The organism is Pseudomonas sp. B28(2017) (assembly GCF_002113025.1).
GTDB lineage: Bacteria > Pseudomonadota > Gammaproteobacteria > Pseudomonadales > Pseudomonadaceae > Aquipseudomonas.
Genome location: NZ_NEJH01000012.1, coordinates 102,236 through 128,554, shown reverse-complemented (window position 1 = coordinate 128,554; position 26,319 = coordinate 102,236). Strand labels below are relative to the sequence as shown.

Sequence of the window (26,319 nt, the reverse complement as noted above, 5' to 3'; positions counted from 1 at the left end):
GTGGGAGAAATCTTGAATTTCCTCAACAGGCCGATCACTTCGGAACCGGAAACGCGTGCCATACTCCAACGCACTCCGATCCAGACAGATGAAGCCGCACATGTACAAAGGATTGATTCGCGCCATCGGCGCCTTGTTGACTGCTCTGGCCCTCTACAGCTTGCTGGGCTTTCTGATTTTACCGGGGATCGCGTTGCGCGTTGCCAACCAGCAACTGGCCAACTACGCCACCACCCCCGCCACAATTCAGCGGATCGAATTCAATCCGTTCAGCCTTGAACTGACCCTTTGGGGCTTGAATATCGGCGAGCCCGGCAAGGAGCAGGTCGGTTTCGAGCGCCTGTACGCCAATCTGCAATTCGACAGTCTGTGGACCAAGGCCGTGCACCTGTCCGATGTCGAACTGGACAAGCCCAAGACCGAAATCCTGTTCAGCAAGGACGGCAAACTCAATCTGCTTGGGCTGTTCAAACTGCCAGCGAGCGAACCCACACCGGCCGACCCGAATGCCAAGCCGTTTCCGCTGCGCATCGAGCGCATCAAACTGGCGGGCGGCGCCGTGCATTTTGAAGATGCCCGCCCCAGCGAACCCATCGAGTTTCTCTACGACTCGCTCGATTTCGAGCTGAACAACCTCAGCACCTTGCCCGAAGACAGCGCCGACATGACCTTGGTGGCTGTCGGCCCAAACGGTGGACAGATCGATTGGACGGGTAACTTCAGCCTGATCCCGATCACCTCCGAAGGTAAGCTGAAAATCACCGATGGCAAGATGAAATCCTTCTGGCCCTATGTGCGCGATGCCGTGCCACTGGACCTCGAAAGCGGCATCATGAGTATCAGCACCGACTACAAGCTCAACCTGGCCAAGGAAACCGAGCTGCTGTTGAGCAATGTAGCGGTCAACATCGCACCCTTCGCGATCAAGGCCCCGGACGGACGACCGCTGGTAAAACTTGAACGCCTGGACGTCAGCGAAACCACCGTGGACCTGGCCAGGCAGCAAGTGGTGGTCGGCAAGATCCGCAGCAACAAACTGGAAACCTGGGCCGCGCTGGAATCGGACGGCCAACTCGACTGGCAGAAGCTGTTCGCCAGCCAGCCGTCAAAACCCACCGCCAAAGCCAAGGCGGATGCCGAACCGGCCAGCACTCCGGCGGCGGCAGACTCGCCTGAACCCAAACCGGCTGCGCCAGACAAACCCTGGCAGGTGCTGCTCAAGGATGTGCAGTTGCGCGATTACCGGGTGCATCTGGCTGACCGCAAGGCACAACCCGCCGTCGCCCTGGACCTGAGCCCGCTGAACCTCGACCTGCAAAACTTCGACAGCCTCAACGGCTCGCCCTTTACCCTCAAGCTCGATACCGGCGTGGGCAAGCAAGGCAAGATCATGGCTGACGGCGAGGTCAATCTGGCCCCGGTCAGCGCCCAACTGAAGGTACAGACCAGGGACATCGACCTGCGGGTTGCCCAGTCCTACATCACGCCATTCATTCGCCTGGAACTGCGCAGCGGCATGCTCGGCAGCGATCTGGCAGTCAACCTGAAAAGCACCGACCCCCTGGCCTTCGGCGTTACCGGCCGCGCCCAGGTCGATCAATTGCATACCCTGGACACCCTGAAAACCCGCGATTTCGTCAAGTGGCAACAGGTCGTTGTCGAAGGCCTGAACTATCAGCACGGGGACAACCTGTCGATCGACAGAATCAACCTGTTCCAGCCCTATGCGCGTTTCATGATCAACGATGATCGCACTACCAACATCGATGATCTGCTGATTCCGCAACCGCCGGACTCCGGGGCTAAACCGGCAGCGAACAAACCGGCCAGCAACGAAAAACCGTTGGGCATCCACATCGGCGGCATTTTCATCAATGATGGCTCGGCCAACTTCGCCGACTTCAGCCTGACCCCGAACTTCGCCACCGCCATCCAACAACTCAACGGGCAGATCGGCACCATCGACAGCCGCCAGCCGAAACCGGCCGGTGTCGACGTCAAGGGCAAGGTTGATCGCTACGCGCCGGTGACCATCAAGGGCGCCGTCAATCCGTTCGACCCGATGGCCAGCCTTGACATCGCCACCAGCTTCAAACGCGTGGAACTGACCACGCTGACGCCCTACTCCGGCAAGTTCGCCGGCTACCGTATCCGCAAGGGCCGGCTCAATCTCGACCTGCACTACCAGATCACCAAGGGCCAGCTCAAAGCTGAAAACAAAGTGGTGGTCGAACAACTGCAACTGGGTGAGAAAGTCGACAGCCCGGATGCCGTGAGCCTGCCGCTGAAACTGGCCATTGCCTTGCTCAAGGACGTCGACGGCAAGATCTCCATCGAACTGCCGGTGAGCGGCGACCTGAACAACCCCCAGTTCAGTGTCATGCCGATCATCTGGCAGACCCTGCGCAACCTGATCGTCAAAGCCGCGGCCGCACCGTTCAAGCTCATTGGCGGGCTGGTCAACGGTGGGGGCGCGGAAGATCTGGGCAGTGTGTCGTTCGCAGCGGGTTCCAGCGACCTGAGCAAGGACGCCGAAGGCGCTTTGGACAAACTGTCCAAGGCCCTCAAGGAACGCCCGGCCCTGCGCCTGGAAATCGAAGGCACCGCCGCCCAGAGCAGTGATGGCCCATTGATCGCTGAACAACGCCTGGAACGTGAGTATCAGTACAACTACTACAAAATGCTCCAGCGCCGCGGCGACAAGGTCCCGGCCCAGGCTTCGTTACTGGACGTGCCGGACGGGGAAAAAGGCCCGTTGCTCGAAGGTATCTACCGCACCCGCCTGAAAACCCAGCCCCCAGCCGAATGGAAGGACCTGGGCAAGGAAGAGCGCACCGCGAAAATGCGTGCCGAGGTGATCAAATTCTGGAGCACCAGCGACGTGCTGTTGCGTCAACTGGGCCAGGAACGCGCCAGCAGCATCAAGGATTACCTGGTCGACAAGGCCCAGCTGGAAGATAACCGGGTGTATTTCATCGACGCCAATCTCGGCGAGGCACAAAGTGATGGCCGCGTGGTGACACCGATGCATCTGGATGCCGAGTGATGATTCGACGGCTGCTGACAGGCCTGATCCTGGTGCTAGCCGTCAGTCAGGCCTGGGCAGCCGATACCCTGCGCTGTGGCAGCCAATTGATCAGCGTCGGTGATCGTTCGAGTGAGGTTATCCAGAAATGCGGTGAGCCGGTCAGTCGCGACTTGCTGGGTTACAAGCGCAGTGCAGACCGGCGCGAGGAATTTCAGGTCGAGGAATGGACCTACGGACCGAATGGCGGCATGTATCAATACTTGCGATTCGAAGGTAATCGGCTGAAGCAGATCACCAGCAAACGCGGCAATTAATCAGGCACGCCCCCACAATTGATTGGCACCACTGCAAATAAAACAGGCCCCGGCAAAAATGCGCGGGGCCTGTAGTGGCCAAAATCCATTTGGCCGCTCGCATGAACTCTCAGGCGGCAACAGACGTATGACTCGGCCCGTCTGTCGCGCCCTCTCCCGGTCCAGGCGAGAAGCCTGCCTTATTCGGTTTTGAGGCCGTCAGCGGAGACCGCCTTGACGCCTTTGATTTTCTTGGCAATGGCCACAGCCATGTCTTTTTGCGAATCGGTCACGGCAGCGGTCGACGACAGCGATACCACGCCCTTGTTGGTTTCAACCTTGATGTCGGTACCTGGAATGCCTTTTTCGGTCATCAGGTCGGCTTTGACTTTGGTGGTGATCCAGGTATCGGAAGTAGCTTCTTTAGCCTTGGTCATTTCACCCGCCGCCAGGGTCATTGGAGCCTGGGTGGCTTGAGTGGTCTGGGCGAATGCCGCATTTGCCATGGTCAGAGTCAGCGCGGTAGCAGTAGCGGCAGCGATAGCGAACTTCTTCATACGAGTAACTCCTGTTTTTCTGACAAATCTGCCGGGTGTCATGTCGGCAGGGTTACCAAGGGTGTTGCGAACGCTGTGCCAATTTTTAGATAGTTAATAAATCCTTATAAATCAACAATTTATAAAGTAAGACGAATTTTGAAACCATGCAAAATGCACGAGACGCCGAAATGCTGCGTGCAAGTTGCGGGTTTATGGAAAGTTCCTAAGATCCTGAATTTCTACGCTTTCTCTGAAACTTTTGACGACGGGCCGACCAACAGAAAAAACCCCGCAATGGCGGGAAATTGATTCAGCGATTCACGTCGCGGAACACCCTTTGGGCAAGTAATCCCGGGATACGGTGCTTTTACATGACCAGCCTTTGGCTTCGTCCCGTGTCAGGACGACGGTTTTGCCCAGGACCGTCCCCGGGGCATTCTGCAATGTACAAACGATTGATCCCTCCCCCTCCGGAGTCGAAGCCGTCACAGCCAGGGCGCAGTGGGTAGTCGAAGTCGCGCCGGCGGGCGCCACGTTGGCAATTGTCGGGGTATCCCCCTGATTGATCACATCCTCGAACGGCACTTTCATCGCAGTCAGCTCGGCCAGCGCCGCCGTGACTTTGGCCCGGGCCTGGTATTTGGAATACATCGGCAGACCCAGTGTTGCCAGGATCCCGATGATCGCCACCACGACAAGCAACTCGATCAGGGTAAAACCTTTTTGATTCATATACAGGCTCCATGCATGAGTCGAAAGCTCATGATCTGCCCCTTGGCAGCACAGCCTGTGCCAAGGCAAAAGCCCCCTGTTGGCTGGGGCCGTGGCGGCGGCAAAGCCCTTTCCTACTACCAGGATCAGCACTATCTGACGTTTTTTGTCACCTCACCCTTGCTGGTTTGGCTCCGTTGATTGACTAGGCTATAAGAGCAACTCAAGCGGATTACCCAGGACTGAACATGGCGGTCAAGGCAGCGAAAATCAGCGTGTATGCATGGGAAGGCATCGACCGCAAAGGCACAAGGGTAACCGGTGAGCTCAGCGCTCAAAACCCGGCTCTGATCAAGGCGAAACTGCGCAAGCAAGGCATCAATCCCGGCAAGATTCGCAAGAAAAACCATTCGGTTTTCAACATGGGCAAGCGCATCAAGGCCCAGGATATTGCCCTGTTCACCCGGCAAATGGCGACGATGATGAGGGCCGGCGTGCCCTTGTTACAGTCGTTCGACATCATCGGCGAAGGCTTCGACAATCCGGCCATGCGCCAGTTGGTGGACGAACTGAAACAGGAAGTCGCGGCCGGCAACAGTTTCGCCACCGCCCTGCGCAAGAAGCCCCGGTACTTTGATGAACTGTATTGCAACCTGGTGGATGCCGGCGAACAGGCCGGTGCCCTCGACACCCTTTTGGAGCGGGTCGCGACCTACAAGGAAAAAAGCGAAAGCCTCAAGGCCCGGATCAGGAAAGCCATGACCTACCCGCTGGTGGTGGTGTTCGTCGCGGCGATTGTCACCGGTATTCTGCTGGTCAATGTCGTACCGCAGTTCGAGTCGGTGTTCAAAGGCTTTGGCGCCGAACTGCCGGCCTTCACCGTGATGGTCATTGGCCTGTCGCAATTCATGCAGGCCTGGTGGTGGACGGTCCTTGCCGCAGTGATCGCAATGACCTTCGGTGTGCGCCACGCCCTCAGGACATCCCCGGCCTTTCGTGACCGGATGGACACCTGGCTGCTGAAACTGCCGCTGGTAGGCACATTGATTTACAAGTCCGCCGTGGCCCGGTTCGCCCGCACACTGTCGACTACTTTCGCTGCCGGCGTGCCACTGCTGGAGGCCCTGGAGTCAGTGGCCGGTGCGACCGGCAATATCGTGTTCAAGCGTGCTGTGTTGCGCATCCGGCAGGACGTTTCGACCGGCATGCAATTGAATTTCGCCATGCGAACCTCTGGCGTCTTTCCGAACATGGCCATACAGATGACCGCCATCGGCGAAGAGTCCGGCGCCCTGGACGATATGCTCGACAAGGTCGCGGAGTTCTACGAAAACGACGTCGATAACATGATCGATAACCTCACCAGCCTGATGGAGCCGTTCATCATGGTGGTGCTGGGTGTTATCGTCGGTGGACTGGTAGTTGCCATGTACCTGCCCATCTTCCAACTCGGCTCAGCGATCTGACATGCCCTTGAATGAAATCCTGATTCACTATCCGCTGGCCTTTGTCCTTCTCGCGGGAATCACCGGCCTGCTGGTCGGCAGTTTCCTCAATGTGGTGATCTGGCGCCTGCCGAAAATGCTCGAACGCGAGTGGCGTGTGCAGGCCCATGACATTCTCGGGCTGCCCGGCGAAACGCCGGTGCCGACCTACAACCTGCTGCTGCCTCATTCCCAGTGCCCGCATTGCGGTCACCGGATCCGCGCCTGGGAAAACATTCCGCTGCTCAGTTATGTGTTGTTGCGCGGGCGCTGTTCATCCTGCGCAGCAGCGATCAGCCCGCGCTATCCGTTGATCGAACTGGCCTGTGGCGCGCTGTCGGCGTTTGTGGCCTGGCACTTCGGCTTCGGTTGGCCTGCCTGCCTGATGCTGATCCTGAGTTGGGGGTTGCTGGCGATGAGCCTGATCGACGCCGAACATCAGATATTGCCGGACGTGCTGGTGCTTCCGTTGATATGGCTGGGGTTGATCGTCAACAGTTTCGGCCTGTTCGTGTCGTTGCACGAGGCGCTTTGGGGGGCAATAGCCGGCTACAGCGTGCTGTGGGCGGTGTTCTGGGTGTTCAAGCTGATCACGGGCAAGGACGGCATGGGCTACGGTGATTTCAAGCTGCTGGCGATGCTGGGCGCCTGGGGTGGCTGGCAGATTTTGCCGCTGACCATCCTGCTGTCCTCTCTGGTGGGTGCCATTATCGGGATGATATTGCTGCGCTGGCGCAACGCAAAAACCTCGACGCCGATCCCTTTCGGTCCCTATCTGGCCATTGCCGGCTGGATTGCGTTGCTCTGGGGTGGTCAAATAACCGACCTTTATTGGCAGTCTGTCGGTTTGAAATGAATAGCCCTGTGGAAAAACCCTGGATTCTCGGCCTGACCGGCGGCATCGGCAGCGGCAAAAGCGCGGCCGCCCAGCACTTCATCGATCTGGGTGTGCATGTGGTCGACGCCGATCATGCCGCTCGCTGGGTCGTTGAACCTGGCCGCCCGGCACTGGCAAAGATCGTCGAACACTTCGGCCCCGGTGTGTTGCAGAGCGACGGACAACTGGACCGCGCAGCGCTACGCAAATTGATCTTCGAAGTGCCTGAAGAACGCCGCTGGCTGGAGGCCCTCCTGCACCCACTGATCGGCGAGGAAATCGCTCACCACCTGGCGCTGGCAAAATCACCTTATGCGATTCTGGTTTCGCCGCTGCTGATCGAGTCCGGACAATACGCCATGACCCAACGCGTGCTGGTGATCGATGCCCCGGAACAATTGCAGGTTGAACGCACCCTGCAACGTGACCAGACCAGCGAACAGCAAGTCCGGGCGATCCTGAAGGCCCAGGCCAATCGCCAGGATCGCGTGAGCCATGCCGACGACGTCGTGGTCAATGACCGCGACCTTGCCTGGCTGCACAGCGAGGTCGAACGCCTGCATCACTTTTATCTTACTTTGCGTGGAGGCCAGTCATGAGCCAACCAACAACCGTCGAATGCCCAACCTGTGGCGCCCCCGTGGAATGGACCGCCGAGAGCAAATTCCGGCCATTCTGCTCCGACCGCTGCAAACTCATCGACCTGGGCGCCTGGGCGTCCGAAGAACACAAGATTCCAGTGGCTCCCGATGCCGAGGACGAGTTGTTCAGCGGTGATTTCGACCCGCGTCACTGATCCATCGAGTGGGCGATTCCAGGTTTTGATGGGGATCAGGACTTGGGATCGTCGTCCTTCCAGGGAGCCGAGAGGTAGCGCGTGCGGTTGAACGTCTCAAGCCACTCCGGACAAAACACGACCAGCGCACTGACGATCATGCCGTTGATAAACGCCTCGGGGAAAATGATCAACCACAGGTAACCGACAAAATCCTCGAGCCAATACGGCATTTCGAAACGCTCATCGAACCACAGCAACCACAGCCCCAGCAGCAGGCACAACAACGCGGACAGCGCGGCGGCAAAGAATCCGGAAACGAAGATATACACGAAGAGATTTCGCGGCTGCGCACGCTCCACCAGAATGGCGCAACACTCGGTGACCAGCACCGGCAGCGCAATCAACAGCGCACCATTGACCCCGACCGCCGCCAGGTCCTGTCGGCCGAGCAACACCAGCCCCATTTGTGCAACCAACCCGCCGACCAGCGCCAGCGGCCAATCCAGCAGCAGGGTTACCGCCGTCATTCCGATGAGGTGATAAGACACGCCGGTATCGAAATCCTGCCGCACCAGCCACAGCAGAAACAGCGCAAACACCGTTCCAAACAGCAGATGCTGACGACGGCTGTCGGTGAACAGTTCAACCCACGGCGCGCGACAGACCGCCCAGATCAACACCGGCACATAGATCAGCCAGCCGGCCGCAAGGGTTTCCGATGACAGCAACTGCGCACCGATCATAGTTCAACACACTCCCGTGTGCGCCATGGCACGATGCCCGCTGACCCTGGTGTGCACATCTACGCGCGACTCCTCGGCGAAAGACAACAGACACTCAGTCTACACCGCCGCTCGCAGGCCCTTCGACTTCAAGCCCAATGCCGCGGATCGTTCATCACCGCGTCATGTTCGGCGAACAGCTTCGGTAGCTCAGACCTGAGAAAGTCCACCCAGGTGCGGACCTTGGCATCGAGAAAGCGTCGCGAAGGATACAGCGCATACACATTGCGTTCGCGCAGGCGCCATGCAGGTAACACACGCAGCAAAGTACCGTCGCTCAAGGGCCGCGTCGCGGTGTAGAACGGCAGCAGGCTGATGCCCATGCTCGCCTCCGAAGCCTTGACCATCGACTCGGCAACATTGCACTGAAAGGTCTTGGCCGGGCTGACGGCGTGCTCGCCGTGCGAGTCGTGGAAAAGCCATTGATCGCTGTACAGCGGGTCGAGCATGCGCAGGCATTGATGATCGTTCAGCGCCAGCGGATGCTGCGGCACGCCCCGGCGGTGCAGATAGTCCGGGGAGGCACAGGGTACGCTGTAGATTTGCCCGACGGCCTGCGCAACCATTTGCGAGTCGGCCAGTTCCGGAGCTATCGAAATCACCACATCGTGCCCCTCCTCCAGCGGATCGGGATTGCGCTGCGACAAGGTCAGCTCGAACACCACATCCGGATAAAGCTCACTGTAGCGGGCGATCAACGGCGTGAGCAGCGCACCCAGGCCGTTCATGCTGTGCACCCGCAGGCGTCCGGCCGGATTGATATGAGCACCACGAGCCTCGGCCGTCGCCTCATCCATGGCTTCGACGATTTGCCGGCTGCGCAGCAAAAAGCGTTCGCCGGCGTCGGTCAGGCTCAAGCGCCGCGTGGTGCGTTGCAGCAGACGCGCCTGTACATGCTCCTCCAGATCCGCCACCAATCGGGATACCTGCGCGGTCGACAGATCCAGCGCATCGGCAGCCCCGGTGAAACTGGCGCAGTCCACCACCCGGATGAACACGCGCAAGTTGTTAAGCACATCCATAAGCCCTCCTCGGGCGATGACTGTTACGTTTTATGTAAGGCTGCATCCACCGTTCGCCCCTTTATCCGTCGGTGGCCAGGACTAAAATTCAGACATCAGAACCGACACGGAGCACGCCAACATGAAAACGTTGATCAGCCTGTTGCTGACCGTCATCGCCACCTCGGCCATGGCCGCTGACAACGAGCCCCTCGCGGTCCTGTACAGCCCGGAGCAGCCACTGGACATCGCCAGCGTGGTTTCTGTGTCGGACACTGCGACCGCGTGCGGGGTCGTACCGGCGACCATGGTGTATGTCGACCATCAGGGCCAGACCCACCGCGTGACCTACAACGTCATCGGTGATTGCACCAGCAACCTGTGATCAAAGGGCTCACAGCAAGGTCCACGTGTAGCTGAGGATCAAGCGGTTCTCGTCGATATCACTGCGGTAGTTTGAACGCGCCATCGCATTGCGCACGCGAATCCCCAAACCTTTGAGGCTGCCGCTCTGCAACACATAGCCGATGTCCAGGTCACGCTCGCGATCCTTGCCTTCGAAACCCTTTCCGGTATCGACATTGTTGCCGCTGATGTAGCGCACGGTACTGGTCAGCCCCGGTACGCCGAGCGCCGCGAAGTCGTAGTCGTAGCGCGCCTGCCAGGAACGTTCATCGGTGAAGGCGAACTCGTAGGTCGGCACTTCGTTGCCCAGCGGCGAGATGTTGGCAAATACCCGTGGAAATGCACTGTCGCCGAACATGCCCTGATAGCCGACGTAAAACGTATGGCCGCCACGCTTGGCCGACAGCAACGAGAAGAACGCCTGGTTGTCGATATTGCCCAGCAGTTTTTTGCCGTCCTCGCGCGAATCGTAGTAACCGAGGTTGGCGCCGAGGATCCAGTCGCCCACTGGCTCACTGTGCTTTAAACCCAGAAAACGCTGGTTGTAGATATCTTCCAGTTGTCCGTACCAGGCGCTGACCGAGCTGCGCTTGTCATTGAACGCATAATCAGAGCCGGCAAAATTGAAACCGTCACTGCTGACCTGACGCTGCGGCACGTGACCCAGCATCGCTTGCATCTTTTCGTCGCCAGCCTCGTTGCGCAGGTGGGTTGAACTCAAATGACCACCCTGCAGCGTCAGGCCATTGATCTCGCTGGAGGTAATGCTCGCGCCCTGATAACTCGGTGGCAGCAGGCGAATATCGCTGAATGCCAACACCGGCAGATTGGGTTGCAGCTCACCGACTTTCAGCTCGGTTTTGGAGTAGCGCATCTTCAACGCGCCTTCCAGGCGGCTGTAGTTGTCCGCCGCGCGGCCGTCGTCCTGCACCGGCAGCAGACCGGTATTGGTCCGGTCCGGAGCACTGTCGAGCTTGAGGCCGAGCAAGCCGATGACATCCACCCCAAACCCGACGGTACCCTGGGTGTATCCGGACTTCACGTTGAGGATGAAACCCTGGGCCCACTCTTCAGCCTTCGATTGCTGGTTGGCGCCGACGATGTCGGAATAGTCGCGGCTGAAGTAGTAATTGCGCGCCTGCAGCGTCGCGGTGGTGTCTTCGACAAAGCCGGCTTCAGCCGCCATCGCCCCCGTGGAAAAACCCGAGACGACAGCCAGGGACAACGCCGAACCGGTTGTTGGGAGAATCTGTTTCATCGTTTTTCTCTTATTGTTATTGATCGACTGGTTGAAGGACTTCAGTTGCAGTGGATTTGCGACGGGGAACGGGACGACGAGCGCTCAACAACACATGGGTAACCATGCCGAAAATCAGCCCCCAGAACGCTGCGGACAATCCGAACAACGTCATGCCCGAAGCCGTGACCAGAAAGGTCACCAGCGCGGCTTCACGATCGCTCGGAACCGCCATCGCTCCCGTCAACGCACCGGTAATGGCGGCGAACAAGGCCAGCCCAGCCAGCGCCGCGATCAACTCTTTGGGGAACGCTGAAAACAGCGAGACCAGCGTGGCGCCGAAGCCCCCCAACAACAGGTAACACAGGCCACCGACGACCCCGGCCACGTAGCGTTTGCGAGGATCTTCATGGGATTCGCGACCGGTGCAGATCGCCGCGGTGATCGCCGCCAGATTCAGTCCATGGCAACCAAACGGTGCCAACAGTGCCGTACCCAGCGCGCTACTGGCGACGATGGGACTCGCTGGCACTGGATATCCACTGGTGCGCAGCACCGCCATGCCGGGCACGAACTGACCGGTCAGCGCCACCATCACCAGCGGCAAGGCGATGTTCAGGATCGCACCCAGGCTGAACTCGGGCGCGATCCACACCGGCGTGGCCAGACCGATCACCAGCGCTTCACGATGCAAATCACCGGTGAACGCGGCAATCGAACAACCCGCCAGCAGCACCATCATTACCGCATAACGCGGCATCGCACGCTTGCAGATCAGGTAGCAGGCAAACATCGCCAGGACCAGCAACGGCTTGTGCTGCATCGACACAAACAACCCGGTACCGAAACTGAACAGGATCCCCGCCAGCATCGCTGCCGCGATGGCTGCGGGCAGCTTGCCGATGATCCGGTCGAAAGCGCCCGAAATGCCAACCACGAAAATGATCAGGCTACTGACCAGATAAGCCCCCACCGCCTCTGCCATGGAAATTTCCGGCAACAGCGTCACCAGCAACGCCGAGCCCGGCGCCGACCAGGCGATGATCACCGGAACGCGGTAGCGCAGGCTCAAAGCGATACCGAGCACGGCGCTGCCAAGGGAGATCGCCCAGATCCAGGACGACAACACTTCCCGCGAAAGATGCGCCGCTTCTGCCGCCTGAAAGATGATCACCAACGGGCCTGCATAGGAAATCACCGTGGCAATGAATCCGGCCACGGCAGCTGACAACGAGAAGTCCTGGAAAAACGCTTTCATGATTCAGGCACCGGTCGCTGACAACGCCGGGTTGACACCGGCAGCGCTGCGTCGGCTGCTGATGGCGAACACGGTCATGGCCAGGGCCGCCACCGCACCGGGCAAGGCAAACGCCATGAAGTTCAGTTGCAGGGGCAAGCTGATCCCAAGCAATGCACCACCCAGCAGCGGACCGACGATGGCCCCGTTGCGCCCAATACCCGACGCCCAGCCCAGACCGGTAGAGCGAATCGTCATGAAGTAAAACTGCGCGGCGCAGGCGTACAAAAGAATCTGCGAGCCAATGGTGGTGGCACCCGCAACGGCGATCAGCAGGTACAACACCGGCATCGGGCTGTTGAAGCCCAACAGAGTGATCGACACCGCCGCCGTGGCGAAAAACACCGCCAGCACTTTCGGCAGATTGAGTTTGTCACCCAGCACCCCGCCACCAACCGCGCCGAAGATCGCCCCGAAGTTCAACACCAGCAGGAACGACAGGCTCGAACCCAGGCTGTAACCGGCGTTGGCCATCAGTTTTGGCAGCCAGGAACTCAACGCGTACACCATCAACAGGCAGCAGAAAAACGCCAGCCACAGCATCAGCGTGCGCAGCGCACGGCCTTCACGGAACAACTGCAACACCGGAGTGCCCGTGCCTTTCACTTCGGCCATGTGCAATTGGTCAGACGTTTGCGCGACGTAGGCCGGATCAATCCGCTGGAGAATATTGCGCGCCTCTTCATTACGCCCCTGACGCACCATGAAACCTACCGATTCGGGCAGGAAATACATGATCAGCGGCAACAACAGTAACGGCAGGACCGCTACGTAAAACACCGACTGCCAGCCGAAACTCGGGATCAGCACAATGCCCAGTCCGGCGGACAACATGCCGCCCACCGAGTAACCGCTGAACATGATCGCGACCAGAGTGCTGCGGATTTTCTTCGGTGCGTACTCGTTCATCAGTGCCACGACGTTAGGCATCACGCCGCCAATGCCGAGCCCGGCAATGAAGCGACAGAGGCCGAACTCGGTGGGGTTTCGGGCGAAACCATTGAGCACGGTGAAGCCACTGAAGAGCATCACGCAGATCGTGATGGCCTTCTTGCGGCCGATCTTGTCAGACAACGGACCAAAGAACAGCGCGCCGAACATCATGCCGAACAGTGCATAGCTGCCCAGTGCACCGGCTTGCAAAGGACTGAGCCCCCACTCTTTCATCAGCATCGGCAAGACCACGCCGTAGATCACCAGATCGTAACCGTCGAAGATGATGATCAGGGCACACCAGAACAGCACCATCCAGTGAAAGCGGTTGAAGCGAGCGTTGTCGATAACCTCATGTACGTCGATCTTGCGCATGGCATATGTCTCTTGTTGTTGTTTTTTTAGAGCGTCGGTAATACGGCTTACGTCCGTACAGCCGAGGGTAGAGCCACCCGATACGTGGCAATATCCAGTGCACGCAGATCTCTATCCATTTTGTGCAGGGCCCTGAAACGGGCATGGGGACGGGAGGCATTGGCCCTCCCCGACAAATTGTCTTCTTTGCGATCACATTTGAACGCTAAGCTTGGGCCTATGGATGACTCAGACTATTTACGCCTGCTGACCATCGCGGCCGAGCAAGCCAACACGTTCCTGTCCAATGCCCGCAAATGGGAGCGTGAGCGTTGGGTCTGCCAGCGCCTGCTGCAAGGCTTGAACATTCCCTATCGTGCCGATGAATTCGCCCCCGCCGGCGAGCCGCCTGATGTGTTGTTTCGCGATGCCAGTTTCGAGGTGTTCTTCGTGCTCGACGAGGGCCGACGCCTCAACGATGAATGGCGCGACGAATTGCAACGTCGACGCAGCGCGTTTTCCCTAAGTCAACTGGTGCGCCGCGAAGCCAAGCCACGACGCATCCCCGCCAACGAATTCTTGCTGCGATTGGCGCCGACCTTGCGCAAAAAGGCGCACAACTACAAAGAGCGCGGCATGGATCTGGGTGATCTGGACATCATTGCCTTCGCCAGCCTCAAACGCGAAGTGCTGGACCTCAACAGCCATTTCCCGCCGCCGACCGAATACTTGCGCCAGGGCTGGCGCTCGCTGTCATTGGTCGGGCCGACATTTGCCCGCGTGCTGTTCGCTCACCCGGATGCGCCGGACTTCTTGCGCAGCAATCTGGGGCGCAGCATTGTTTTTGACGTCGGGATCAGCCTGTGAGCCCGCTACAGGAACTGATCGCCGAGGTGCCGCAACAAGGTCGTGTACGCTGGATCGGCGTGCGTCCGCAATCACGCTCGCCGATGCTTGAACTCGAGGCCGTGGAAGCGCGCCTCGAGGCCGGCCTGACCGGCGACCACGCCCGCCCCGGCGTGCGCAATGCGCGGCAGGTCACGCTGATTCAGTGGGAACACCTGGCGGTGATCAGTTCGTTGATGGGGCGTGCGCACGATCATCCGGTCCGGCCTGAAGATCTACGGCGCAATCTCGTTATCAGTGACATCAATCTGTTCAGCCTCAAGGGTCGCCGCTTCCGGATTGGCCAGGCAACGTTCGAAACCACCGGCTGGTGCCAGCCCTGCGCGCGTCTTGAAAGCAACCTGGGCATCGGCACCTTTCAGGCCGTGCGTGGACATGGCGGAATCACTGCCCGAGTGTTACAAAGTGGAATCATTCGCCTGGACGATACGGTGAGCGTCGAGCCCCTTGCGGACAGCGGCTATGCTCCGTTCAACGTTCGTTAAATCAGCCTGTAGCTTCTACACATTTAGCTACGTCTACCTGACGAGGCCTTTATGACCAGCCGCCTGAACCCAGACGACCAAAAGCATGTCGAAGAGTACCTGCATTTGTCCCAGCACCAAGTCGAGCGCCGGCCCTTCCGGCCGTGGATGCTCCTTGTACTGGTATTGGCAGTGACCATTGGTCTGGGCCTGTTGAGCCGCCTTATCAGTTACCTGACGCTATGAGCTGCCTTGCGCTCGCTCGGGTAATTGCACCGATTTCCTTTAGCCTTGCGAGTTATCCCCATGTCCCATCGTATTGTCATTGTCGGCGGCGGCGCCGGCGGTCTGGAGTTGGCTACCCGTCTGGGTAAGACTCTGGGCAAGCGTGGTACGGCCAGTGTGATGCTGGTCGACGCGAACCTGACCCACATCTGGAAACCGTTGTTGCACGAAGTGGCGGCCGGTTCCCTGAACTCTTCCGAAGACGAACTCAACTATGTCGCCCAGGCCAAATGGAACCACTTCGAGTTCCAGCTGGGGCGCATGAGCGGGCTCGATCGCGCGAAGAAAAAAATCCAGCTGGCTGCCACCTATGACGAAGCCGGCCTGGAACTGGTGCCAGCCCGCGAAGTGTCTTACGACTCGCTGGTGATCTCCGTCGGCAGCACCACCAACGATTTCGGCACCCAGGGCGCTGCGCAACACTGCCTGTTCCTCGACACGCGTAAACAGGCCGAGCGTTTCCACCAGCAACTGCTCAACCACTACTTGCGTGCTCACGCCGGTCAGACCGACACAATCGAGCAAATCAGTGTGGCCATCGTCGGTGCCGGTGCCACCGGGGTCGAGCTGGCCGCCGAGCTGCATAACGCCGCCCATGAACTGGCGGCCTATGGCCTTGACCGGATCAAGCCGGAAAACATGCACATCACCCTGATCGAAGCCGGACCACGAGTCCTGCCAGCGCTGCCAGAGCGGATTGGCGGACCTGTGCATAAAACCCTGGAGAAACTCGGGGTCAACGTCATGACCAATGCCGCTGTCAGCGAAGTGACGGCCGACAGCCTGATCACCGCGGACGGCAACGAAATCAAGGCCAGCCTGAAAGTCTGGGCCGCCGGGATTCGCGCTCCGGGATTCCTCAAGGACATCGATGGCCTGGAAACCAACCGCATCAATCAGTTGCAAGTGCTGCCGACCCTGCAAACCACCCGCGACGAGAACATCTTCGCGTTCGGTGACTGCGCCGCCTGCCCTCAACCAGGCAGCGACCGCAATGTGCCGCCACGTGCCCAGGCCGCTCACCAGCAGGCTTCATTGCTGGCCAAATCGCTGAAACTGCGCATCGAAGGCAAGGCATTGCCGGAGTACAAGTACACCGACTACGGCTCACTGATCTCGCTGTCGCGTTTTTCGGCTGTGGGTAACTTGATGGGCAACCTCACCGGCAGCGTAATGCTCGAAGGCTGGCTGGCGCGGATGTTCTACGTGTCGCTGTACCGCATGCACCAGATGGCGTTGTACGGACCGTTCCGCACGGCGATGCTGATGCTGGGCAGCAAGATCGGTCGCGGCACCGAGCCGCGCTTGAAGCTGCATTGATATAAAACCTGTGGTAGCGAGCCGGCTCCGGGCAGCTTGCTACCACAGTTGCTTTTGCGGTGCGTATGAGATCTTTTGGACAAAAAAAATCCCCGTATCTTTCGATACGAGGATTTTTAATATGGTCGGGGTAAGGGGATTCGAACTCCTGACATCCTGCTCCCAAAGCAGGCGCGCTACCGGACTGCGCTATACCCCGGTAAAAAAAAGGCACCTTCAAGAGGCGCCTTCTGCGAACAGAGCTTTTGGCGTCTGATCTTAAGATTCGATCCCAGTGTTACCTGGTTTCAAAAATGGTGGGTCGTGTGGGATTCGAACCTACGACCAATTGGTTAAAAGCCAACTGCTCTACCAACTGAGCTAACGACCCAAAAATGGTCGGGGTAAGGGGATTCGAACTCCTGACATCCTGCTCCCAAAGCAGGCGCGCTACCGGACTGCGCTATACCCCGGTTTGAAATTGGCTCCGTGACCAGGACTCGAACCTGGGACCCAATGATTAACAGTCATTTGCTCTACCGACTGAGCTATCACGGAACTACATATTTCAATTTACAACTTTGAAGCTTTACTGCGTTCTCTTCAACCCGTTCGCATCGCTGCGTTCGTGTGTCTGAGGCGCGCTATTCTACAATCTTCAGAACCTCTGTCAACCCCCTAAATTGCTTTCAAGTTAATGATTTGCAACTTATTTTGGATTCCTGCCTGGTGAGCGGAAACCCTGGCGGGTGACTTACTGCGGGGCGCACTTTACAAGGCTTTTCCTTTGAGTTCAACAGCCTAACGAAAAAAAGGCCTCGCAATGCGAGGCCTTTTCAATTTTGTTGCCGATCTGGATCAGACGAAGACGATTTCGTCGTTTTCCACCACGCCATGTGCCGTGTCGCCCGGCATGAATCGACCGGACAGGATCAACTGCGCCAGCGGGTTCTCGATCCAGCGCTGGATCGCTCGTTTGAGCGGCCGTGCGCCGTACACCGGGTCGTAACCGACCGCAATCAGCTTGTCCATGGCTTCAGGGCTGAGCTCAAGCTTCAGCTCCCGTTCGGTCAGGCGGCTGCGCAGACGACCCAACTGGATCTCGGTAATGCCGGCGATCTGATCCCGCGCCAACGGCTCGAAGATCACCACTTCATCGACCCGGTTGATGAACTCCGGCCGGAAGTGGCTGGAAATCGCATCCATCACCGCTGCACGCTGCGCCTCACGATCACCGACCAGTTCCTGGATCTGTACCGAGCCCAGGTTGGAGGTCATGACAATCACAGTATTCTTGAAATCCACCGTGCGGCCATGGCTATCGGTCAGACGACCGTCTTCGAGCACTTGCAGCAAGATGTTGAACACATCCGGGTGCGCTTTCTCGACCTCATCCATCAGGATCACCGAATACGGCTTGCGACGCACGGCCTCGGTCAGGTAACCGCCCTCCTCATACCCCACGTAGCCCGGTGGCGCACCGATCAGGCGAGCCACGGAATGCTTCTCCATGAACTCGGACATGTCTATCCGCACCATCGCCTCTTCGGTATCGAAGAGGAATTCGGCCAGCGCCTTGCACAATTCGGTTTTACCGACACCGGTCGGGCCGAGAAACATGAACGAACCACTTGGACGATTCGGATCGGCCAATCCGGCGCGGGAACGCCGCACCGCATTGGAAACCGCGACCACCGCTTCTTCCTGGCCAATCACACGCTGGTGCAACAGGCTTTCCATCTTCATCAGTTTTTCGCGCTCGCCTTCGAGCATCTTCGACACCGGAATACCGGTCCACTTCGATACGACTTCGGCGATTTCTTCCTCAGTCACCTTGCTGCGCAGCAACTGGTTCTCGCTTTTGCCATGCTGGTCGACCATTTGCAGGCTGCGCTCCAGGTCCGGGATCACCCCGTACTGCAACTCGGCCATGCGGTTCAGGTCACCTTTGCGACGGGCCGCTTCCAGCTCCTGGCGGGACTGCTCGATTTTCTGCTGGATCTGTGCAGAACCCTGGACTTCGGCTTTTTCCGAATTCCAGATTTCTTCGAGATCCGAGTACTCGCGCTCATGACGAGCGATTTCGTCCTGCAGTTTTTCCAGACGCTTCTTCGCCGCATCGTCGCTTTCTTTCTTCAGTGCCTGGGATTCCACCTTCAACTGAATAAGGCGACGCTCCAGACGGTCCAGTACTTCCGGCTTGGAGTCGATCTCCATGCGGATGCGGCTGGCCGCTTCATCGATCAGGTCGATGGCCTTGTCCGGCAACTGCCGGTCAGTGATGTAACGATGACTGAGTTTGGCCGCAGCAATGATCGCGCCGTCGGTGATCGCCACCTTGTGGTGAACCTCATAGCGTTCCTTGAGGCCACGCAGGATGGCGATGGTGTCTTCTTCGCTCGGTTCATCCACCAGCACTTTCTGGAAACGTCGCTCGAGAGCGGCGTCCTTCTCTATGTATTGGCGGTACTCGTTGAGCGTCGTGGCGCCCACGCAGTGCAGCTCACCGCGGGCCAGGGCCGGCTTGAGCATGTTGCCCGCATCCATCGAGCCTTCGCCCTTGCCGGCGCCGACCATGGTGTGCAGTTCGTCGATGAACAGAATGATCTGCCCTTCCTGCTTCGACAGTTCATTGAGCAACGCCTTGAGCCGCTCTTCAAACTCACCGCGATACTTGGCACCGGCAATCAGCGCCCCCATGTCCAGGGACAACAGGCGCTTGCCCTTGAGGCCATCCGGCACTTCGCCATTGATGATGCGTTGGGCCAGGCCTTCGGCGATGGCGGTTTTACCCACGCCAGGCTCACCGATCAGCACCGGGTTGTTCTTGGTACGACGTTGCAGGACCTGGATGGTCCGGCGAATTTCATCGTCACGGCCGATTACCGGATCGAGCTTGCCGTCTTCGGCGCGCTTGGTCAGGTCGACGGTGTATTTATCCAGAGCCTGACGGGATTCTTCGTGGTTAGGGTCGTTGACGGCCTCGCCACCGCGCAGGTTGTTGATCGCATTTTCCAGGGCTTTCTTGCTCACACCCTGGCCGAGCAACAGCTTGCCGAGCTTGCTGTTCTCATCCATCGCGGCGAGCAACACCAGCTCGCTGGAGATGAATTGGTCGCCTTTCTGTTGCGCCAGACGATCGGCCTGATTGAGCAGGCGCGCCAGATCCTGCGACATATTCACGTCACCGGTCGGGTTCTGGATTTTCGGTAGCTGGTCGAGCTCTTTGGTCAGCTCTTTACGCAGGCTGTTGACGTCGAAGCCCACCTGCATCAGCAGGGGCTTGATCGAGCCGCCCTGCTGTTCGAGCAAGGCCTGCATCAAGTGTGCCGGTTCAATGGCCGGATGATCGTGGCCGACGGCCAGGGATTGGGCATCGGACAACGCTAACTGCAATTTGCTGGTTAAACGGTCTATACGCATGGGTCACCTTCCTTTTGAGCAGGCCGGACCTATGAAACATCCTGAATGAAGAAACCTGCCAGATAGCACAATAGATGTGGTCGATTCTGGGAGTTTCAAGCGTCGTGCAGTTGACGCAGGTCAGAGGAGTTTAGCGGTCAAGCCAGATCAGGGAGGCGAATCGGCCAGTGCGGGGCGCACGGCGATAAGAAAAGAAGCGCGGATCGGTCACGGTGCAGAAACCGCCACCATAGACAGCCGTTACACCGCGAGCCGCCAGACGCAAGCGGGCCAGCATATAGATGTCGGCCATGAACTTGCCGGGGTTTTGACTTGGCACGAAGGCTTCTGCGGCTTGAGGCAGTTGCTGCACGAAGGTTTCGCGTACTTCCGGGCCGACTTCAAACGCTTGTGGACCAATGGCCGGACCGAGCCACACCAGCACCTCGCCGGGTGGTACGGCCAGACTGTCGAGGGTGGCCTCCAGCACACCCGCCGCCAACCCGCGCCAACCGGCATGGGCCGCTGCAACGCGAGTCCCGGCACGGTCGCAAAACAATACCGGCAGGCAATCGGCCGTCATCGCCGCACAGGCGATACCGGGTGTCGACGTCCAACTGGCATCGGCAGTGACCACCTGACTTGGGTCCGCATGGGCCACGGCAATGCCATGGACCTGCTGCAGCCAGGCCGGTTGAATGGAAAAGTGATCGGTGAGGCGACGGCGATTCTCGGCAACTGCTTCAGGGCTGTCGTCGACGTGATCGCCAAGGTTGAGGCTGTCGAACGGCGCCACACTGACGCCACCCGCACGGGTGGTGACACAGGCTTTGACCCCGGCCGGCGCGGGCCAGTCAGGAATCAGCCAGTCACTCATCCGATGAACGCCTCGCGGTCTTGCTTGAGCAGGGTCAGCAACCAGACGAAATCTTCCGGCAACGGTGATTCCCAGCTCATGCGCTGACCGGTGGTTGGATGATCCAGCTCCAGGAAACGCGCATGCAGCGCCTGACGCGGGAAGTTTTTCAGGGATTCGACCATGCTCGGGTTGGCCGCCGGTGGAATGCGGAAGCGACCGCCGTAGGCAGGATCTCCGACCAACGGGAAGTTGATGTGCGCCATGTGCACGCGAATCTGGTGCGTACGACCGGTTTCCAGCTTCACCCGCACGTGAGTGTGGGAGCGGAAGCGCTCGAGCACGCGGTAATGGCTGACGGCTTGCTTGCCACCTTCCATCACGGCCATGCGCTGGCGCTGCTGGCCATGACGACCGATCGGCGCATTGATCTTGCCACCGGCTGTCACCACACCGATCACGATACACTCGTAGATCCGGCTGACGCTGCGGCTCTGCAACTGTGCAACCAGCTGCGTCTGCGCTTGAATGGTCTTGGCCACCACCATCAGACCGGTGGTGTCCTTGTCCAGGCGATGCACGATACCGGCGCGGGGCACATTGATGATGCCCGGCACGTGGTGCAGCAAGGCGTTGAGCAAGGTGCCATCAGCGTGACCGGCAGCCGGGTGCACCACCAGGCCCGCAGGCTTGTTGATCACCAGGATGTCGTCGTCTTCATAGACGATGTCCAGGGCAATGTCTTGAGCGACCCATTCGCCCTGAGCTTCCTGCTCGGCAGTCAGCTCAAGGATGGCGCCACCATGGACGATGTCTCGCGGGCGGATAACCGCCCCATCCACAGTCAGGCGGCCGTCTTTGATCCAGGCGGAAAGGCGCGAGCGCGAGTGCTCAGCGAATAATTGTGCGGCGACTTGATCGAGGCGTTGGCCGCCCAATTCGGACGGCACCTCTGCGCGGAGTTCAATTTTATCGGACATGCTCAGACTAGGCGTCGGCACAGCCTTTGGTTTCGGCTGCGCGCTTGTGGTTAAATACGGCGTCTTTTGCCCCGAGGCTATTCAACGGGGCGCTCATCATAACAGGACGGCCACGCCCAAGACAGCGGCCGTCATAGGGACGCAAGCCGCCATGCAAGTGAAACACCTGCTGCTGATCGCCATCCTCGCATTGACCGCTGCTTGCTCATCGAAGGAAGTCGTAGACGAAAACCTCAGTGAAGTCGAGCTGTACCAACAGGCTCAAAATGACCTGGACAACAGTAGCTACACCAGTGCCATCGCCAAGCTGAAGGCTCTGGAATCGCGTTATCCGTTCGGTCGTTATGCCGATCAGGCACAACTCGAACTCATCTACGCGAACTACAAGAACACCGAGCCAGAAGCGGCCAAGTCCGCTGCGGAACGCTTCATTCGCCTGCACCCACAGCATCCGAACGTCGATTACGCCTACTACCTCAAGGGCCTGACTTCTTTCGACCAGGACGTCGGCCTGCTGGCGCGCTTCCTGCCGCTGGACATGACCAAGCGTGACCCGGGCGCCGCCCGCGACTCCTACAACGAGTTCGCCCAGCTGACCAGCCGCTTCCCGAACAGCCGCTACGCACCAGACGCCAAGCAGCGCATGATTTATCTGCGCAACCTGCTGGCAGCCTACGAAATTCACGTGGCCGACTACTACCTGACCCGTCAGGCCTATGTCGCCGCCGCGAACCGCGGTCGTTACGTGGTGGAAAACTTCCAGGAAACCCCTTCGGTCGGCGACGGCCTGGCGGTGATGACCGAGTCCTACCAGCGCCTGCACCTGGACGAACTGGCTGCCACCAGCCTGGAAACCCTGAAGCTCAACTACCCGAACCACCCGACGCTGGTGGACGGTCAGTTCGTGCCGACCGTGGCCGAAGCCGACAACCGTTCGTGGCTGAGCAAGGCGACCCTGGGCCTGATCGAGTCCCGTCCGCCGCTGCCACCGGGCGAAACCCGCGCCAACCAGGACGTGCAGAGGCAGTTCCAGGACGCCAAAGATGCAATCCCGGCCGAACTCAAGCCTAAAGACAATAATGGCGACGCGGTCGAAGAAGAAGATCACGAAGCGGAAGGCAACAACAGCGACCGTTCGTGGTTCAGCTACATGACCTTCGGCGTGTTCGACTGACACCCGGGTTGTGCAAAAAGGGAGACTTTCGAGTCTCCCTTTTTTGTTTCGGCGATTTATTGCACTGTGCGCCTGACAGGTCCTTGGCTAAACTGCCGGATCATCCGTCGAATAGCAGCTCACCATGCTTCGTTTATTGTTCTGGATTGCCCTGATTGCCGCTGCAGTATGGTTCTGGCGTAAGTTCAAGGGGCAGGCTTCCACCCCCAGGCCCCCTGCCGAGCGGGAAGCGGCACCCATGGTCCGTTGCGCCCATTGCGGCGTTCACCTGCCCCGTGACCGCGCGCTGAGCCTCGACCAACGGTGGTATTGCAGCCAGGCCCATCTCGAGCAAGACAAGGGCTCCAGTAGCCGCTGACGTGCCACCCGAAATGGCGACCGATTGAAGACTATCGCGCGCACCCAAGGAACTGAAAGGCGTCGATCGACGTCTGACGCAGATTATTCAAGACCACACTCTGCGAATGAACCGGGTAATCGAACACGTCCTGCAGCTGCAGCGCCGCGAGCAAATGTCGCCGCTACGGCTCGATCCGAAATCACTGGAAACACTCGATAACGAAGCCCCCGCCCCCCAAACCAAGGGCCTGGGGCCTTATCTGTCCGGCGAGCCGGGCGAAAGCATTCTGTCCCGCCTAGACTTCAAGGCACGCCAGGAACGCGGTTGCTTTTGCATGACCTTTGCTCACGGACGGAACCCACGTTGAACACGAGACCACGACAAAAAGTCTTGATCGTCGATGACGAACCGGACATACGCGAACTCCTGGAAATCACCCTGGGAAGGATGAAGCTGGAGACGTTCAACGCCCGCAACGTCGGCGAAGCGCAATCCCTGCTTAAACGCGAAAGCTTCGATCTATGCCTGACCGACATGCAGTTGTCGGATGGTACCGGCCTGGAGCTGGTACAGCACATCCAGCAACGTCACCCGCAGGTCCAAGTGGCGATGATCACCGCCTATGCCAGTCTCGAAACCGCGATCGATGTGCTCAAGGCCGGGGCATTCGACCTCCTGACCAAACCGGTGGACCTTACCCGCCTGCGTGAACTGGTCACCAGCGCCCTGCTGCTTCCTGCCCGCGGGGTTGGCGTCGATCGTCGTTTGCTGGGCGACTCATTGCCCATGCGCAACCTGCGTAAACACATCACAAAACTGGCCAGTAGCCATGCGACGGTATACATCAGCGGAGAATCCGGCAGCGGCAAGGAATTGGTCGCGCGCCTGATTCATGATCAAAGCCCCCGCGCCAATCAGCCGTTCATTCCGATCAACTGCGCGGCGATTCCTTCGGAACTGTTGGAGAGCGAGTTTTTCGGCCACCGCAAAGGCAGTTTCAGCGGCGCCATCGAAGACAAACCCGGTCTGTTCCAGACCGCTCACGGCGGCACCCTGCTCCTTGACGAAGTGGCTGACCTGCCGCTGACAATGCAGGTCAAACTGCTGCGCGCGATTCAGGAAAAAGCCGTACGCAGCGTCGGCGGGCAGCAGGAAGTGGCGGTGGATGTGCGCATTCTCTGCGCCACACACAAGGACCTTGGCGCCGAAGTCGCCGCCGGGCGATTTCGTCATGACCTTTACTACCGTTTGAACGTGATCGAACTCCGGGTGCCGCCCTTGCGCGAGCGTCGTGACGATATCGAAATGTTGGCCAGCCACATGCTCAAGCGCCTGGCCGCCGATACCGGTCAACCTGCGGCGAGACTCCACCCCCACGCCCTCGATGTGCTGAAAAACTATCGCTTCCCGGGCAATGTGCGGGAACTGGAAAACATGCTTGAACGGGCGCACACCCTGTGTGAGAACAATCAGATCGAAGCCGGCGACCTACGCCTGGCCGAAGGTAACTGTGGGGCTGAAGCTGGCCTGCCGGACCTGACCCGGATCGACAATCTGCAAACCTACCTGGAAAACGTCGAACGCCAACTGCTACTCCAGGCCCTGGAGGAAACCCGCTGGAACCGCACGGCGGCGGCTCAGCGGTTGAATCTGTCATTCAGGTCGATGCGTTACCGGCTCAAGAAGCTGGGACTGGATTGACGCCCCCATCGCGAGCAGGCTCCTCCCACAGTCCGCCAGTCAGAACCGCCCGGCAGGCGCATAAGGCGCCGGATCGATAATTGGCGCCCGGCCCAGCATCACATCGGCAAACAACTGGCATGATGCCGGCGCCAGCACCAGCCCGTTACGGTAATGGCCGCAGTTGAGCCAGAGCCCGTCAAACCCCGGCACCGGGCCGATGTAAGGAATGCCCTCTGGTGATCCCGGGCGCAATCCGGCCCAATGCCCCACCACTTCGGCATCGGCCAGCGCCGGGATCAACTCCACCGCGGATGCCTTCAGGCTTTCCAGCGCCGACCCGGTCGGCGTCTTGTCAAAGCCTTCATGCTCCAGCGTACTGCCGATCAGTATGTGTCCATCGCGCCGGGGAATCGCATAACGGCCCTTGGCCAGGACCATGCTCGGCAGGAAATCCGCCGCACACTTGTAGAGAATCATCTGCCCTTTCACCGGCTCGACCGGCAGCGTCAGATCAAGATGCTTGAGCAAATCACCGCTCCAGGCCCCCGCCGTCAGGACGACTTGATCGCCCAGGACAGTACCTGTGGAGGTCTGCACGCCGACCACTTTATTGCCGTCACGAACAAACCCGCTGACTTCGCACTGCTCATGGATCGTCACGTTCGGCAGCGCCAGCAACGCGGCCTTGAGCGACTTCACCAGACGCGGATTACGTACGTTGGCGACGTCGGCCATGTAGATCGCCCGGGAAAAACCACCGCCCAGTACCGGTACGGCGTCGTGCGCTGCAGAGATATCCACCGCACTCAACGGCCGATGTTCCCGGGCAGCCCAGGCCAGCGCTTCAGCCTCGTCATCCAGATCCAGCCAGTACAGACCGGTGGTGTGCACTTCAGGATCAACGCCGGTGGCGGCAAACAAGCGCTCGCCCAATTGTGGATAAAAGTCCTGGGACCAGTGAGCCAACGCGGTGACCGCCGGGCTGTAGCGCCACGGGTAAAGCGGCGAAACGATGCCGCCGCCGGCCCAGGACGACTCCTGGCCAACGCTCGAGCGATCCAGTAGCACAACGCTTTGCACTTCGGAGGCGAGATTGAAGGCCGTCAGCAAACCAATCACTCCACCGCCGACAATCACCACTTGCTGTTGCCTGGTCATGTTCTGATCCAATCGTTAAATAGACAGAGGATGTAAAGGACACCCGAAAAGGA

Annotated in this window: 25 protein-coding genes, 4 tRNA genes and 1 pseudogene; 15 read left to right on the top strand and 15 right to left on the bottom strand. The window is 59.2% G+C overall.

What is annotated here, in order from left to right; genetic code table 11:
* Nucleotides 1–88 precede the first annotated feature (88 nt).
* Nucleotides 89–3,046: a DUF748 domain-containing protein gene (locus tag CAF65_RS23885; protein ID WP_085718479.1), complete on the top strand. Its 2,958-nt coding sequence runs from the start codon at nt 89–91 to the stop codon at nt 3,044–3,046.
* Nucleotides 3,046–3,342 carry a DUF2845 domain-containing protein gene (locus CAF65_RS23880; protein ID WP_085718478.1) on the top strand — a complete coding sequence of 99 codons (297 nt, stop codon included), beginning with the start codon at nt 3,046–3,048 and terminating at the stop codon, nt 3,340–3,342. The genes CAF65_RS23885 and CAF65_RS23880 overlap by 1 nt, the downstream gene beginning before the upstream one ends.
* Before the next feature lie 179 nt (nt 3,343–3,521).
* On the opposite strand, the gene CAF65_RS23875 is transcribed toward CAF65_RS23880, so the two are convergent.
* Nucleotides 3,522–3,878: a BON domain-containing protein gene (locus CAF65_RS23875; protein ID WP_085718477.1), complete on the bottom strand. Its 357-nt coding sequence runs from the start codon at nt 3,876–3,878 to the stop codon at nt 3,522–3,524.
* Nucleotides 3,879–4,178: 300 nt separating this feature from the next.
* Nucleotides 4,179–4,592: a pilin gene (locus CAF65_RS23870; protein ID WP_085718476.1), complete on the bottom strand. Its 414-nt coding sequence runs from the start codon at nt 4,590–4,592 to the stop codon at nt 4,179–4,181.
* A 227-nt stretch (nt 4,593–4,819) separates the two neighbouring features.
* Here CAF65_RS23870 and CAF65_RS23865 point away from each other — a divergent pair, with 227 nt between their 5' ends.
* Genes CAF65_RS23865 through yacG form a run of 4 tightly spaced genes read left to right on the top strand, consistent with a single transcriptional unit; the run spans nt 4,820 to nt 7,728 of the window.
* On the top strand, nt 4,820–6,037 hold the full coding sequence (locus CAF65_RS23865) for a type II secretion system F family protein (RefSeq protein WP_085718475.1): 1,218 nt from the start codon (nt 4,820–4,822) through the stop codon (nt 6,035–6,037).
* Nucleotide 6,038: 1 nt separating this feature from the next.
* On the top strand, nt 6,039–6,911 hold the full coding sequence (locus tag CAF65_RS23860; RefSeq protein WP_085718474.1) for an A24 family peptidase: 873 nt from the start codon (nt 6,039–6,041) through the stop codon (nt 6,909–6,911).
* A complete protein-coding gene (coaE, locus tag CAF65_RS23855) occupies nt 6,908–7,531 on the top strand; it encodes a dephospho-CoA kinase (protein WP_085718473.1) in 624 nt (207 codons plus the stop codon). The genes CAF65_RS23860 and coaE overlap by 4 nt, the downstream gene beginning before the upstream one ends.
* Nucleotides 7,528–7,728 carry a DNA gyrase inhibitor YacG gene (gene yacG / locus CAF65_RS23850; protein WP_008022439.1) on the top strand — a complete coding sequence of 67 codons (201 nt, stop codon included), beginning with the start codon at nt 7,528–7,530 and terminating at the stop codon, nt 7,726–7,728. The genes coaE and yacG overlap by 4 nt, the downstream gene beginning before the upstream one ends.
* 35 nt (nt 7,729–7,763) lie before the next feature.
* On the opposite strand, the gene CAF65_RS23845 is transcribed toward yacG, so the two are convergent.
* Both CAF65_RS23845 and CAF65_RS23840 read right to left on the bottom strand, forming a co-directional pair.
* The gene (locus CAF65_RS23845; RefSeq protein WP_085718472.1) at nt 7,764–8,453 is read right to left on the bottom strand and encodes an energy-coupling factor ABC transporter permease; all 690 of its coding nucleotides are present in this window, start codon (nt 8,451–8,453) and stop codon (nt 7,764–7,766) included.
* 128 nt (nt 8,454–8,581) lie between these two features.
* Nucleotides 8,582–9,514 carry a LysR family transcriptional regulator gene (locus tag CAF65_RS23840; RefSeq protein ID WP_085718471.1) on the bottom strand — a complete coding sequence of 311 codons (933 nt, stop codon included), beginning with the start codon at nt 9,512–9,514 and terminating at the stop codon, nt 8,582–8,584.
* 121 nt (nt 9,515–9,635) lie between these two features.
* Between CAF65_RS23840 and CAF65_RS23835 the strand changes: the two genes are divergently transcribed.
* Nucleotides 9,636–9,878, top strand: a complete 243-nt coding sequence (locus tag CAF65_RS23835; RefSeq protein ID WP_085718470.1) for a DUF2790 domain-containing protein — start codon at nt 9,636–9,638, stop codon at nt 9,876–9,878.
* A 9-nt stretch (nt 9,879–9,887) separates the two neighbouring features.
* Here the strand turns inward: CAF65_RS23835 and CAF65_RS23830 are convergent, their stop codons facing one another.
* From CAF65_RS23830 to CAF65_RS23820, 3 genes are read right to left on the bottom strand one after another with little or no spacing between them, the layout of a single operon-like run.
* Entirely contained in the window at nt 9,888–11,156 is a 1,269-nt protein-coding gene (locus CAF65_RS23830) for an OprD family porin (protein WP_085718469.1), read from the bottom strand.
* A gap of 16 nt (nt 11,157–11,172) precedes the next feature.
* A complete protein-coding gene (locus CAF65_RS23825) occupies nt 11,173–12,393 on the bottom strand; it encodes a benzoate/H(+) symporter BenE family transporter (RefSeq protein WP_085718468.1) in 1,221 nt (406 codons plus the stop codon).
* A 3-nt stretch (nt 12,394–12,396) separates the two neighbouring features.
* Nucleotides 12,397–13,740, bottom strand: coding sequence for an aromatic acid/H+ symport family MFS transporter (locus CAF65_RS23820; protein ID WP_085718467.1), 1,344 nt, complete (start codon nt 13,738–13,740; stop codon nt 12,397–12,399).
* Between the two features lie 219 nt (nt 13,741–13,959).
* On the opposite strand from CAF65_RS23820, the gene CAF65_RS23815 reads away from it, so the two are divergent.
* From CAF65_RS23815 to CAF65_RS23800, 4 genes are read left to right on the top strand one after another with little or no spacing between them, the layout of a single operon-like run.
* Entirely contained in the window at nt 13,960–14,586 is a 627-nt protein-coding gene (locus tag CAF65_RS23815; RefSeq protein WP_085718466.1) for a DUF1780 domain-containing protein, read from the top strand.
* Complete coding sequence (locus CAF65_RS23810; protein ID WP_085718465.1) at nt 14,583–15,110, top strand: MOSC domain-containing protein; 528 nt, start codon at nt 14,583–14,585, stop codon at nt 15,108–15,110. The genes CAF65_RS23815 and CAF65_RS23810 overlap by 4 nt, the downstream gene beginning before the upstream one ends.
* 51 nt (nt 15,111–15,161) lie before the next feature.
* Entirely contained in the window at nt 15,162–15,335 is a 174-nt protein-coding gene (locus CAF65_RS23805; RefSeq protein WP_085718464.1) for a DUF3094 domain-containing protein, read from the top strand.
* 60 nt (nt 15,336–15,395) lie between these two features.
* Entirely contained in the window at nt 15,396–16,694 is a 1,299-nt protein-coding gene (locus CAF65_RS23800; RefSeq protein ID WP_085718463.1) for an NAD(P)/FAD-dependent oxidoreductase, read from the top strand.
* A 122-nt stretch (nt 16,695–16,816) separates the two neighbouring features.
* Here the strand turns inward: CAF65_RS23800 and CAF65_RS23795 are convergent.
* From CAF65_RS23795 to rluD, 7 genes are all read right to left on the bottom strand, one after another.
* Nucleotides 16,817–16,893: transfer RNA gene (locus CAF65_RS23795), tRNA-Pro, on the bottom strand.
* 95 nt (nt 16,894–16,988) lie between these two features.
* A tRNA-Lys gene (locus CAF65_RS23790) sits at nt 16,989–17,064 on the bottom strand.
* A 5-nt stretch (nt 17,065–17,069) separates the two neighbouring features.
* Nucleotides 17,070–17,146: transfer RNA gene (locus tag CAF65_RS23785), tRNA-Pro, on the bottom strand.
* Nucleotides 17,147–17,155: 9 nt separating this feature from the next.
* Nucleotides 17,156–17,231: transfer RNA gene (locus tag CAF65_RS23780), tRNA-Asn, on the bottom strand.
* Between the two features lie 300 nt (nt 17,232–17,531).
* Nucleotides 17,532–20,096: an ATP-dependent chaperone ClpB gene (gene clpB / locus CAF65_RS23775; RefSeq protein WP_085718462.1), complete on the bottom strand. Its 2,565-nt coding sequence runs from the start codon at nt 20,094–20,096 to the stop codon at nt 17,532–17,534.
* A gap of 130 nt (nt 20,097–20,226) precedes the next feature.
* On the bottom strand, nt 20,227–20,952 hold the full coding sequence (gene pgeF / locus CAF65_RS23770; protein ID WP_085718461.1) for a peptidoglycan editing factor PgeF: 726 nt from the start codon (nt 20,950–20,952) through the stop codon (nt 20,227–20,229).
* A complete protein-coding gene (gene rluD / locus CAF65_RS23765; RefSeq protein WP_085718460.1) occupies nt 20,949–21,911 on the bottom strand; it encodes a 23S rRNA pseudouridine(1911/1915/1917) synthase RluD in 963 nt (320 codons plus the stop codon). The genes pgeF and rluD overlap by 4 nt, the downstream gene beginning before the upstream one ends.
* A gap of 151 nt (nt 21,912–22,062) precedes the next feature.
* Between rluD and CAF65_RS23760 the strand changes: the two genes are divergently transcribed.
* The 4 genes and pseudogenes from CAF65_RS23760 (at nt 22,063) to CAF65_RS23745 (ending at nt 25,126) form a co-directional block, all read left to right on the top strand.
* On the top strand, nt 22,063–23,085 hold the full coding sequence (locus tag CAF65_RS23760; RefSeq protein ID WP_085718459.1) for an outer membrane protein assembly factor BamD: 1,023 nt from the start codon (nt 22,063–22,065) through the stop codon (nt 23,083–23,085).
* A gap of 124 nt (nt 23,086–23,209) precedes the next feature.
* Nucleotides 23,210–23,443, top strand: coding sequence for a PP0621 family protein (locus CAF65_RS23755; RefSeq protein WP_085718458.1), 234 nt, complete (start codon nt 23,210–23,212; stop codon nt 23,441–23,443).
* Nucleotides 23,444–23,471: 28 nt separating this feature from the next.
* Nucleotides 23,472–23,792 (top strand): annotated as a pseudogene (locus tag CAF65_RS23750) (hypothetical protein); the annotation flags it as partial.
* Entirely contained in the window at nt 23,789–25,126 is a 1,338-nt protein-coding gene (locus CAF65_RS23745; protein WP_085718456.1) for a sigma-54 dependent transcriptional regulator, read from the top strand. The pseudogene CAF65_RS23750 and the gene CAF65_RS23745, both read left to right, overlap by 4 nt.
* A gap of 39 nt (nt 25,127–25,165) precedes the next feature.
* Here CAF65_RS23745 and thiO read toward each other — a convergent pair whose 3' ends face one another.
* The gene (gene thiO / locus CAF65_RS23740; RefSeq protein ID WP_085718455.1) at nt 25,166–26,266 is read right to left on the bottom strand and encodes a glycine oxidase ThiO; all 1,101 of its coding nucleotides are present in this window, start codon (nt 26,264–26,266) and stop codon (nt 25,166–25,168) included.
* Nucleotides 26,267–26,319: the final 53 nt, after the last annotated feature.

What these genes read in the sequence shown, in the direction of transcription:
- CAF65_RS23885 (WP_085718479.1), top strand. Translation starts at nt 89, where the DNA reads ATGAAGCCGCACATGTACAAAGGATTGATTCGCGCCATCGGCGCCTTG.
- CAF65_RS23880 (WP_085718478.1), top strand. Translation starts at nt 3,046, where the DNA reads ATGATTCGACGGCTGCTGACAGGCCTGATCCTGGTGCTAGCCGTCAGT.
- CAF65_RS23875 (WP_085718477.1), bottom strand. Translation starts at nt 3,878, where the DNA reads ATGAAGAAGTTCGCTATCGCTGCCGCTACTGCTACCGCGCTGACTCTG.
- CAF65_RS23870 (WP_085718476.1), bottom strand. Translation starts at nt 4,592, where the DNA reads ATGAATCAAAAAGGTTTTACCCTGATCGAGTTGCTTGTCGTGGTGGCG.
- CAF65_RS23865 (WP_085718475.1), top strand. Translation starts at nt 4,820, where the DNA reads ATGGCGGTCAAGGCAGCGAAAATCAGCGTGTATGCATGGGAAGGCATC.
- CAF65_RS23860 (WP_085718474.1), top strand. Translation starts at nt 6,039, where the DNA reads ATGCCCTTGAATGAAATCCTGATTCACTATCCGCTGGCCTTTGTCCTT.
- coaE (WP_085718473.1), top strand. Translation starts at nt 6,908, where the DNA reads ATGAATAGCCCTGTGGAAAAACCCTGGATTCTCGGCCTGACCGGCGGC.
- yacG (WP_008022439.1), top strand. Translation starts at nt 7,528, where the DNA reads ATGAGCCAACCAACAACCGTCGAATGCCCAACCTGTGGCGCCCCCGTG.
- CAF65_RS23845 (WP_085718472.1), bottom strand. Translation starts at nt 8,453, where the DNA reads ATGATCGGTGCGCAGTTGCTGTCATCGGAAACCCTTGCGGCCGGCTGG.
- CAF65_RS23840 (WP_085718471.1), bottom strand. Translation starts at nt 9,514, where the DNA reads ATGGATGTGCTTAACAACTTGCGCGTGTTCATCCGGGTGGTGGACTGC.
- CAF65_RS23835 (WP_085718470.1), top strand. Translation starts at nt 9,636, where the DNA reads ATGAAAACGTTGATCAGCCTGTTGCTGACCGTCATCGCCACCTCGGCC.
- CAF65_RS23830 (WP_085718469.1), bottom strand. Translation starts at nt 11,156, where the DNA reads ATGAAACAGATTCTCCCAACAACCGGTTCGGCGTTGTCCCTGGCTGTC.
- CAF65_RS23825 (WP_085718468.1), bottom strand. Translation starts at nt 12,393, where the DNA reads ATGAAAGCGTTTTTCCAGGACTTCTCGTTGTCAGCTGCCGTGGCCGGA.
- CAF65_RS23820 (WP_085718467.1), bottom strand. Translation starts at nt 13,740, where the DNA reads ATGCGCAAGATCGACGTACATGAGGTTATCGACAACGCTCGCTTCAAC.
- CAF65_RS23815 (WP_085718466.1), top strand. Translation starts at nt 13,960, where the DNA reads ATGGATGACTCAGACTATTTACGCCTGCTGACCATCGCGGCCGAGCAA.
- CAF65_RS23805 (WP_085718464.1), top strand. Translation starts at nt 15,162, where the DNA reads ATGACCAGCCGCCTGAACCCAGACGACCAAAAGCATGTCGAAGAGTAC.
- CAF65_RS23800 (WP_085718463.1), top strand. Translation starts at nt 15,396, where the DNA reads ATGTCCCATCGTATTGTCATTGTCGGCGGCGGCGCCGGCGGTCTGGAG.
- clpB (WP_085718462.1), bottom strand. Translation starts at nt 20,096, where the DNA reads ATGCGTATAGACCGTTTAACCAGCAAATTGCAGTTAGCGTTGTCCGAT.
- pgeF (WP_085718461.1), bottom strand. Translation starts at nt 20,952, where the DNA reads ATGAGTGACTGGCTGATTCCTGACTGGCCCGCGCCGGCCGGGGTCAAA.
- rluD (WP_085718460.1), bottom strand. Translation starts at nt 21,911, where the DNA reads ATGTCCGATAAAATTGAACTCCGCGCAGAGGTGCCGTCCGAATTGGGC.
- CAF65_RS23760 (WP_085718459.1), top strand. Translation starts at nt 22,063, where the DNA reads ATGCAAGTGAAACACCTGCTGCTGATCGCCATCCTCGCATTGACCGCT.
- CAF65_RS23755 (WP_085718458.1), top strand. Translation starts at nt 23,210, where the DNA reads ATGCTTCGTTTATTGTTCTGGATTGCCCTGATTGCCGCTGCAGTATGG.
- thiO (WP_085718455.1), bottom strand. Translation starts at nt 26,266, where the DNA reads ATGACCAGGCAACAGCAAGTGGTGATTGTCGGCGGTGGAGTGATTGGT.